The organism is Corynebacterium sp. TUM25020 (genome assembly GCF_056388495.1).
Window position 1 is genome coordinate 135,072 of the sequence record NZ_JBWJFG010000005.1, and the last position, 6,703, is coordinate 141,774.

Genomic DNA, 6,703 nt, shown 5'->3' on the forward strand with positions numbered 1-6,703 from the left:
CTAACGTGTTGGCGGTCACGGTCGCTGACGGTGTTGCCTGTCCGGCGGGCAGGCTAGTATCGGTTGGGCAGAAGTGAAGTCCGAAGCAGTCTAGGAAGATAAGGAGTTCCAGTGTTCGATGTGCCACGGGTGCGGGGGTTGTATGCATCGTTATCGGATGGCTGGACGTACCTCAATGCGCAGGATTTTCCGCAGGTGCCGGAGCGGGTGTCCTCGGCGGTAGCGCGCAGCTTTAGGGTGGCTTCTTTGTTGGAGCCGCTGGAATCCGCGACGGGTTCGCATTCTCGGGCGCAGCGTCCGGGCCGGCGTATCGGGGAGTCTTTCGGGGATTCCGCGCGGATTGCCATTGCGGATCTGACGGGTGCGCGCCCGGAGAATGTGGTGCTGGGGGCTTCCCGTGCAGCGCTGTTGGATAATCTGGCGCACGCACTGTACCGGCGGTTGCGCCTGGGGCAGGAGGTTGTGCTGTCCCGTATTGATGATCCCGCGAATGTGGCCCCGTGGAAGACTGCGGCGGATCTTTATGGCGCGCGGGTGCGCTGGGCGGAGCCAGATCTTTCCAGCGGTGTGCTGCCCGCCTGGCAGTTTGCGAACCTGGTGGAGCACGAGACTTCGGTGGTCGCGGTTTCCGCTGCGAACCGTTATGTCGGCGCGGTGACGGATGTGCGTGCCATTGCCGATTGTGTGCGGGCGAAGTCCCGGGCGTTGTTGGTGGTGGACGTGGATTCTTTCGCTCCTTATCGCGTGGTGGATGTGGAGCAGATGGGCGCGGATGTGTTGGCTCTGGATGTGGCCAGCTTGGGCGGGCCGAGTGTGGGCGCGCTCGTGTTTAAGGACGATGCCACCCGTCAGGCCATCTTCCGCTCTGGGCACGGTGTGGGGGTCGGCGGCGTGTCCGAGGGGCTCCTGGGTGGCGTGTCGGAGGCCGTGGATCACCTGGCTCGCCTGGATGATTCCGCTCGTGGTACGCGCCGTTCGCGGTTGAAGACGGGTCTGCCGCAGGCTGCTGAACATCTGAAGACGCTGGCTGCGCACCTGGTCGAGGGCTTGCAGAGCCTCGGTACGGTGCATGTCATTGGCGTGGATGGGGATGGCGACGTGTTGGAGGAGTTCGCCTCCGTCGACCGGATCCCGCGCGTGAGTTTCCTGGTGGATGGTGTGCCCGCAGGAGTGGTGGTGCAGCGTCTATTGGCCAATGGTGTGGTTGCAGGTGTGGTCGCGCCGGGGCAGTCGCAGTTGTTGGAGCGCATGGGCGTGTTCGAAGAGCACGCCCCGCAGAGCCAGCAGGCTCAGCGCACGGAGCAGCCAGCCAAGGCGCGCCGCGGCCGCCACGGGCGCAATGCTGATGCGAACCCTGCCACCAGCGCTGGGAGCTCCGCCCTGCACACCGCCAACGCCACGGGTACTGCATCCACTTCGCTGGGGTCCTCGTTGGATCAGGCCGGTGCAGTCGCCGTCGGGTTCGCCCCGCACAACACCATCCATGATGTGGACCAGCTGGTGCGGGTGGTGGCGTCGGTACGATAGCGTAGCCGTGTGCTTCGACTGATTACTGCGCTTACGCCAATTATCTGGGGGACGACGTATATCGTCACCACGAATCTGTTGCCACCTGGGCGGCCGCTTCTAGCCGGTGTGCTGCGTGCGCTGCCGGCGGGGTTGCTGCTTTTGCTGTGGTTCCGCAAGCTGCCGAAAGGGCAGTGGTGGTGGAAATCCGCGGTGCTGGGCGTGGTGAATATCGGTGGCTTCTTTGCACTGCTGTTCGCCGCGGCGTATTTGCTGCCGGGCGGGGTGGCGGCGATCGTCACGAATACTGCGCCGCTGTGGGTCATTGCCTTAAGCCCGCCGCTGTTGGGCACGCGGATTCAGCCGTATCAGGTGATCGGCGCGCTTGTCGCGGTGGTGGGTGTGGCTTGTTTGGTACTGACGCCCGCCGCAGCCCTCAATGCCGCCGGTATCCTCGCGGGCTTAGGCGCCAGTGTGTGCATGGGGCTCGGGGCGATTCTGGCGAAGAAGTGGGGCAAGCCGGATGAGGTGCCGCAGCTGGCGGTCACGGGTTGGCAGCTGACCTTCGGCGGATTGTTCCTGGTTCCGTTGCTGCTGGTGATGGAGGGGCTGCCGAGCCATCTGACCGGCCAAAACGTGGCGGGCTATGCGTATCTGACGATCTTCGGTGCCCTGATTGCGTACGGCATTTGGTTCCACGGGTTGGCGAAGCTGGACGTGGTGCAGGTGGCGATCCTGGGTGTGCTGAGTCCCGTGACGGCGACGTTCCTGGGCGTGGTTTTTGTGGGCGAACGGCTGAGCGTGGTGCAGTGGGCGGGTCTGCTGCTGGTGTTGGCGGCGTTGGTGCTGGTGCAGACTGGCGGGTGGCCCAGGAGGACTGCCCGGCAGCGTAAGTCCCGCGGCTAGTACTGGCTAGTACTGCGGCATTTCGAGCACGATCTTGCCGGTGACTTCTCCGGCGAGCAGTGCCTTGTGCGCAGCGGCGGCTTCTGCGATGGGCATGATGCGGTCGATGTGGTGGGTGATCTTCCCGCTTTCCAGCAGGGGCCATACGTTGCCCAGGGTTTCGGCGACGATGCGGGCCTTGCCTTGAGTATCGCGGTAGCGCAGGCCGGTGGCGCTGATGTTGCCGCGCTTGTTGAGGAGTTTGGCGATATTCAGTTCGCCTTTGGCGCCACCTTGCATGCCGATGATGACGATGTGTCCGTCCGGGGCGAGGGCTTCGATATTGCGGTCGAGGTATTTGGCGCCGATGATGTCGAGGATGACGTCCGCTCCGCCGTGGTCGGCGAGGATCTCGGCAAAGTCTTCTTCCTTATAGTTAATGAGGATGTCCGCGCCGTAGCGGCGGCACACGTCTAGTTTCTCTTCGGAGCCGGCGGTGACGGCCACGGTGGCGCCGAGTGCTTTGGCCAGTTGGATGCCGAAAATGCCGATGCCTCCGCCGCCGCCGTGGAACAGGATGGTATCGCCTTCGCGTAGGTGGGCGGTCATCATGATGTTGGACCAGACGGTGCAGGCGACTTCCACCACGCTGGCGGCTTCGGCGAGGCTGTATCCGGCGGGGATGGGGAGGAGTTGGCCTTCGGGCACGGTGGCGTATTCGCTGTATCCGCCCCCGGAGAGCAGGACTGCGGCTTCGTCGCCGGCGTGCCAGGGGGTGCCGTCGGGCCGGGTGGCGCCGTTCGGGTCTTCGATGACGCCGGCGGCTTCGAGGCCGATGATGTCTGTGGTGCCGGCTGGCGGTGGGTAGTGGCCTTGGGCTTGTAGCGTGTCTGCTCTATTGACGCCCGCATAGTGGATGCGCACTAGTGCTTCGCCGGGTTGGGGGTCGGCGATGCTGGTGCTTTGCCAGGCCAGCGAGCTGGGGTTCGCGGGGTCGGTCTGGACGATTGCGTTGGTGGTGATGCTCATGTTCCCCACCCTAACGAATGGGTTTAGGTGCAGTGGGGTGTTTTCGGGAGGGGAGGCGAATTGGGTAGGCGCGGGTGGCGTGTAAGATGCATATGCGGCTTTAAGCCGTGTTGGAAGTATGGCAGAGCGGCCGAATGCACTGGTCTTGAAAACCAGCGATGGGCAACCATCCGGGGGTTCAAATCCCTCTACTTCCGCAGAAAACCCATTCCCACGTGTAGGGATTGGGTTAACGAGGTGCCTTGGGTTGGCTGCGATGTAGCCTTCCTGGAGGCGCCTTTTCGTACGGGTTGAGCGCTGTGGGGGCGGTTGAGCAAAGCCTGAAGATTAACTTAAGGCTCTGGGGGTATGGAGGGGGTATATGGTCAAGATTATATAAAATTTTTATATAGGTTCAAACCTATATAACGGCAACATTTAAAGTCTCTGATGTGCTTAAACCATAAGCACGCCCTGGGTGTATTTCCATGCAAACTGCTGCAAGTATGCAGTATGGATGCGTCTCTACGCTATCTACGCACGTTCACTTTCGGTTAACTCGATGGCCACGCCGAGTCGGCAGGGTAGAGGGTTAGATCAACATAAACGGTCGAGAATGGAAATTTTACTTAGGTAATGGCTGAGATTTACGCCCAGTGGATATGGCGTCAAAAACTTGAATGAGGAAAGGGCGCGTCATCTCCATGGGGGGGAGAGTGAGTGCGGCGGCGTGATTTGATAGGGTATGCCGATCAGTATGGATGAACCTGAATTCAGCACAGGAGAAATGCAGTCGCTCTTGAGGGGTGTAGTCGCTAAGGTTTTGCAAAGAGGCTTGCGCACGCGTGCAAAGATCCTGGTTCCACAGGATGGGCGGGTGCGGGTCATGGCGTGTGGCCTTCCCGGTGTGGGTGGGCCGCCAAGAAAACTTTAGAGAAGTCTTCGGAAAGGACTTAACTCATGGCAAACTTGCGCGGACGTTCCATCCGTACTGGTTTCGGGGCAGTTGCCCTTGGTTTCAAGAACAACAGCATGAAGTCCATCGCGGCTGCGGGTGCTGTGCTGGCTCTGGCTACGACGGGCACTGTGGTAGTTGCTACCCAGACCGCCCCGGCGGCTGTGGCTCAGGACGCCGCAGTGGCGCCGCAGCCGGATGCGGATGGCGCGATCAACGTCGACGCCATCGCGGACGGCACCATTTCCTCCGGTACGCAGCTATCTGCTGCGCAGACTGTCGCCAAGGACGTTGTTTCTGGCCGCGTCAACCTGATGACGCCGAAGAACTCCGCGATTCTATCGACGAAGTACGACGGTTTCGAGGGCGCGCCGGATGGCACGAAGGTCTACTTCCAGTGGAAGGATGTAGATGGCGCGGAGTCCCCGATTTACTCCGCAGAAACCCACACTATTGACGGAGTCCTCGGTGCGAACGGCCCGGGTATGTACGCTTTTAAGGTGCCGACGTGGACTGATGCAAACGGTAAGGAGCGTCAGTACAAGGCTTTGACGGCTCAGAAGATGCGCGTCTGGTCTGATACACCGGACAATGAAGAGACTGGAAATGAACGTGAAATCGTTCGTGTAGCTCCGGGTTATACACCGTATGCGTACGGCAAGGGGTCCGGCGACGGGCTGGGTGAGTTCCCGGGTGCTGTTGGTACGAACGGTAACATGCAGGGCACTGGTGTCTGGCTTGCCGAATTGCCGACTAACCCGAACAACTACTGGATGGGCGACAAGAAGCCGGAGCCGGGCTTGCCGCTTCCGAATGGCCTGAAGGTGATCAAGGATGACCGGGAGGTTAGTGGTATCAAAGATTGGTACGACTACTCCGGCCGTGTATGGCTAGAGACTGGCGATGAGCGTCAGCTTTTCACGGGGTCTACCGGCACTGGTGAGCCGTCTGGCGTTGGCTACAAGGTGTATGCCGCGACGCTCACGGAGGAAGGCCGTCAGGCGAACGCTGAGATCAAGAAGCTCCCGGCTGAAAAGCGCGCGCTGGCTACCAAGCAGATGCTCGAGGAGCACCCGGAGTACGTCCAGTCAGTCCGTTACACCGAGACTGATGAGAACGGTGATTACACCATCCACGTGCCGAAGGATGAGTACCACCCCCACGACACGTTCATGTGGGTTGAAAATAAAGATGGTGAAAAAATTGTTGGCTATGGCCAGTGGCAGCAGCCTGTTTTCCACTCAGTGAATAACTACTCGGCGACGTGGGCGCCATCAGGCAACCCTACAGAGCAGAAGGCACTTCCGGTTCGTGGTGCTCGTTTCTACAACATCCACTTCGCTGCAGTTCCGGACCGCCGCGTAGATCTGGACATCACTAACTTCAATACCACCGACACCCCTGCCAAGCCCGGTGATGTCGCTAAGGTGAAGCTCTCTGGTGATCTTCCGGTGCTGCCGAACAAGATCGAGTGGCGCAAGAACGGTAAGCCGACCGGCAAGACTTGTGACATTGAGCTTCTCAATGACCTGAAGGACTGTGGCTCCTTCACTGTCCCGGATGATGCTAAGACTGGCGACATCTACTCTGCGGTACTTGTGTCTGGTGCCCAGGATGTTGCTTCTGACTCCTTCATGGTGAGCACCAAGACCGTTGTGGATCAGTCTGGTGTCAAGCCGGTCAACCCGACTGATGCGAAGCAGGACACTGGTATTGACGTCAAGAACAAGGACGACGACACCAAGATTTCTGCGAAGGATAAGAACGGCAAGGACGTTCCGGTTGTGATTGATGAGAACGGCAATGTCATCGTCACCCCGGGCACCGATGCAGAGGGTCCGATTTCTGTAACCATTGAGGATCCGGATCTGCCGAAGGATGCGAACGGTGAAAACAAGGTCGTCGTTGACGTTCCGGTTGAGCCTGTAAAGGACACCGACGGTGATGGTCTGACCGACGATAAGGAGAAGGAGCTCGGTACTGATCCGAATAAGGCTGATACCGATGGCGACGGCATCAATGATGGTGACGAGGTCTCTGGTGAGGGCAACAAGTTCGACGGCAAGCCGACTGACCCGACCAAGGCTGATACCGATGGTGACGGCTCCAACGATGGTGTCGAGGTCAACAACAAGGACAAGGACGGCAAGGACGCGCCGACCAACCCGAACGACCCGAACTCTAAGCCGGGCGCAGACGACCAGAAGGACACTGACGGTGACGGTCTGACCGACGATAAGGAGAAGGAGCTCGGTACTGATCCGAATAAGGCTGATACCGATGGCGACGGCATCAATGATGGTGACGAGGTCTCTGGTGAGGGCAACAAGTTCGACGGCAAGCCGACTG

3 protein-coding genes, 1 tRNA gene and 1 pseudogene are annotated in these 6,703 nt (G+C 60.1%); 4 read left to right on the forward strand and 1 reads right to left on the reverse strand.

The features are described 5' to 3' along the window. Positions 1 to 111: 111 nt before the first annotated feature. Positions 112 to 1,527, forward strand: a complete 1,416-nt coding sequence (locus tag AC05K6_RS07675; RefSeq protein WP_476728230.1) for an aminotransferase class V-fold PLP-dependent enzyme — start codon at positions 112 to 114, stop codon at positions 1,525 to 1,527. Positions 1,528 to 1,536: 9 nt separating this feature from the next. After that, the gene (locus AC05K6_RS07680; protein ID WP_296216387.1) at positions 1,537 to 2,412 is read left to right on the forward strand and encodes an EamA family transporter; all 876 of its coding nucleotides are present in this window, start codon (positions 1,537 to 1,539) and stop codon (positions 2,410 to 2,412) included. Between the two features lie 6 nt (positions 2,413 to 2,418). Here the strand turns inward: AC05K6_RS07680 and AC05K6_RS07685 are convergent, their stop codons facing one another. Then, positions 2,419 to 3,420: an NAD(P)H-quinone oxidoreductase gene (locus AC05K6_RS07685; RefSeq protein WP_434820410.1), complete on the reverse strand. Its 1,002-nt coding sequence runs from the start codon at positions 3,418 to 3,420 to the stop codon at positions 2,419 to 2,421. 112 nt (positions 3,421 to 3,532) lie between these two features. Here AC05K6_RS07685 and AC05K6_RS07690 point away from each other — a divergent pair. Both AC05K6_RS07690 and AC05K6_RS07695 read left to right on the forward strand, forming a co-directional pair. Next, positions 3,533 to 3,617 (forward strand) — tRNA-Ser (locus AC05K6_RS07690). Between the two features lie 742 nt (positions 3,618 to 4,359). Then, positions 4,360 to 6,703, forward strand: a pseudogene (locus AC05K6_RS07695) (hypothetical protein); the annotation flags it as partial.

Coding starts and splice junctions, on each gene's coding strand:
- AC05K6_RS07685 (WP_434820410.1), bottom strand. CDS start 3,420: ATGAGCATCACCACCAACGCAATCGTCCAGACCGACCCCGCGAACCCC.